The sequence below is a fragment of the Kitasatospora sp. NPDC001664 genome, assembly GCF_053596675.1.
In genome coordinates, this window is sequence record NZ_JBSFGS010000091.1 from 1 (window position 1) to 2,061 (window position 2,061).

The 2,061-nt window shown below is 75.0% G+C and carries 1 protein-coding gene; it reads left to right on the top strand.

Annotated features, from left to right (window positions below; translation table 11 throughout):
• Positions 1-70: 70 nt before the first annotated feature.
• The gene (locus ACWCYY_RS40800) at positions 71-1,570 is read left to right on the top strand and encodes a hypothetical protein (RefSeq protein ID WP_449798979.1); all 1,500 of its coding nucleotides are present in this window, start codon (positions 71-73) and stop codon (positions 1,568-1,570) included.
• Positions 1,571-2,061: the final 491 nt, after the last annotated feature.

Consider the following 2,061-nt stretch of genomic DNA (forward strand, 5'->3'; position numbering starts at 1 on the left):
GGGCTCGACCCGGGGCGGGATACCGTACCGGTTCGGAATTCGGTTGCCGTGCCTGGCTACGATCAGCGGCATGGAAAACGGACCGGTCCGAAATGACGCCGCTGCTGTGGGGACGCTGTTCGACCTGGCCAGCGACCCGGAGGCCGGGGCGCGGTGCGAGGGGCCGGGCTGCACCAACACGATCCCTCCGCACACCGGCCGCGGGCGCCCGCGCAAGACGTGCTCCCAGTCGTGCAAGAGCCGCGCGGCCCGGGCCCGGACCGACAGCCCCCGGAGCGCGGCCGCGGTGCCCGGCCCGGCCGAGGCGCCGACGGGCGGGGAGGTGCCGGAGTACGACGTGATGAGCGAGCGGGACAACTACCGCCGCCGGGTCGCCGTGTCCGCCGACTGGATGCGCAGGCACGCCGACACCTTCCTCGCGGCGGTCGACGCGGACCCGATGGGCGCCTACAAGGAGCTGATGGAGCGCGTCTACAGCGTCACGACCCAGCTGAACATGAACGCTCGTCACGTGCGGGACCAGGCCCGCTGGCCGGACCTGGACGCGGACGAGCGCCACGAGGCGCGCATGCGCGAGGACTGGAACCTTCCCGACGACTGGACCCTGGCCGGCGGCACCCCGATTGCGGACCGGTCCGAAAACGAGGACCAGGCCGCCGCGTCCGATCCGGCGGGAGATCCGGACCGGTCCCAAAACAGCGCGGCATCCGTGCCGGGCCCGGCCGCGCCGATTGCGGACCGGTCCGAAATCACCACCGGCGGCAGCGGGACGGCCACCCACCTGACCTCCGCCCCCGGCTCGGCCCCCGCCGATGACGGCGACGCGCTGCTGCGCGCCGCGCTCGCCGACCCGCAGGTGCGCTTCAGCGGGCCGGGCCGGGTGGACGACCTCGCCTTCACCTTCGGCGAGGGCTGGGAGCTGGTCACCTGGACGCTGCTGGACGGCTCGAGCGTGCGGCTGCTGCGCCACCACGGCGTCCCGGTGGGCTGGACCGCGCTGCTGCCCGACGGGCGATGGGGCCTGGGCGGCTGGATCGCGGTCCAGTACCAGGGCCAGGGCCGGCCGGGCCGGTTCGTCGCCGACCGCTTCTCCCGCCCCCAGACCTACCCGAGCGCCGACCTCGCCCTGGACGTCTTCCACCGCACCACCGCCCCCGCTACCCCGGCCCCGGCCGCCGCTGTGGGTGCGGTCGCGGCCGACGACGTCTCGGCGCTGCCGGACCTGGCCCTCGGCGTGGCCACCGCCCGGACGCCGCCCACCCTGCACAACCTCGGCGAGCCGCACCGCGACTACGCCGGCGGTGGCGGCCTGGTTCGCCTCACCTGGCCCGGCCGCTCCACCATGCAGGCCCTGGAGCAGCACGGCCGCCTGGCCGGCTGGACCGAGGTCTACGACGAGCACGGCAACTGGGCCACCTTCATCACCGGGTGCCCGGTCGTCGACGCCGCCGACGGAGTACCGCTGCTCTCCGCGGACCCCGCCGACGCCCTCACCCTGCTGCGCCTGGCGCTCGGGCAGGGCCTCGCCGACCAGGTGCTGGCCCGTCGACCACCACGCGTCCAGGGGTGATCCCGGTCACGGACAAACCGGGAGGACAAGGGACCTGACCGGGGCAATCCGAGCGGGACAACCAGCGGGACAACGTGGTGGACAAGGGGTGGGGCCAGACGGAGGACAAGGGGGTCCCGTGCAGGGTCGGCCGCGTCCGGGCACCCGCCCGGGCGCCGGGGCCGGCCACCGTGCCGGTCCCGGCCGTGCCCCTTCGCGGAAGGCCCGCTTCGATGCCCACCACCACCCAGCCCGGCCCTGACGGCGACGGCCAGGCCGACGGCCACCTCCCCACCGAACTGCCGCCGACCTCGTCCGGCACCTCCACCGGCACCCCCACGGGCACCTCCGCCCGCACCTCCACGCCCCTGCCGCCGCGAACCGGCGAAACCGCAGGCCAGGGGCCGGGGACAAGGGGGTCGGGCGGTGGCGACAACTCCTCTCCCTCCCCTCTCCTTCGCCTCCGTGATGCTGCCGCTGTCGAAGACCGGAGCAGCACGGAGAAGAAGGAG